2 protein-coding genes are annotated in these 500 nt (G+C 52.4%); both read right to left on the bottom strand.

What is annotated here, in order from left to right; all coding sequences use genetic code 11:
• A partial coding sequence (nusG, locus tag TR36_RS14580) for a transcription termination/antitermination protein NusG (RefSeq protein WP_067397956.1) occupies positions 1 to 366 on the bottom strand: 366 nt, incomplete at its 3' end.
• A gap of 4 nt (positions 367 to 370) precedes the next feature.
• Positions 371 to 500 (bottom strand): preprotein translocase subunit SecE (locus tag TR36_RS16505; protein WP_062763547.1); only part of this gene is annotated, 130 nt, incomplete at its 5' end.

Raw genomic sequence — 500 nt, 5'->3', positions numbered from 1 at the left:
CGATATGGCAGAACGAGGATGCTGCACACCTTCTTCTGTCTGCTTGATAATGCGTTCAGCTTCAGCCGCAGAAATAGGGGTAGGGCGATTTCTGGTTCCCAGAAAGCCCGTAACCTTTGGCGTGTCTTTTACCAAGTGCCACGTTTCGTCAGTCATTTCCATTTTGACGAGCACATAGCCGGGGAAGAACTTGCGTTCAGTATTCACCTTCTGGCCACGACGCACTTCAATGACTTCCTCGGAAGGCACCAGAATTTCATCAATATGGTCGCTCAGGCCCTTCTGTTCCGCTTCTTCGCGAATGTGCTGGGCAATTTTCTTTTCGAAGCCCGAATAGACGTGAACCACATACCAGCGCTTGGCCATGTCGTTAGCCTCCCAGCCCGAAAAGTTGACGCACACCGAGACCGATCAGCTGGTCAACAAAAAAGAAGAAAATGGATGCCATGCCTGCCATGGCCAGAACGGCGCCCGTGGTAACCAAGGTAGCACGGCGGGTG

It is taken from the genome of Falsirhodobacter sp. alg1, assembly GCF_000739715.2.
Lineage (GTDB): Bacteria > Pseudomonadota > Alphaproteobacteria > Rhodobacterales > Rhodobacteraceae > Falsirhodobacter.
The sequence above is the reverse complement of the archived record's forward strand: the minus strand, read 5'-3'. Positions and strand labels throughout refer to the sequence as shown.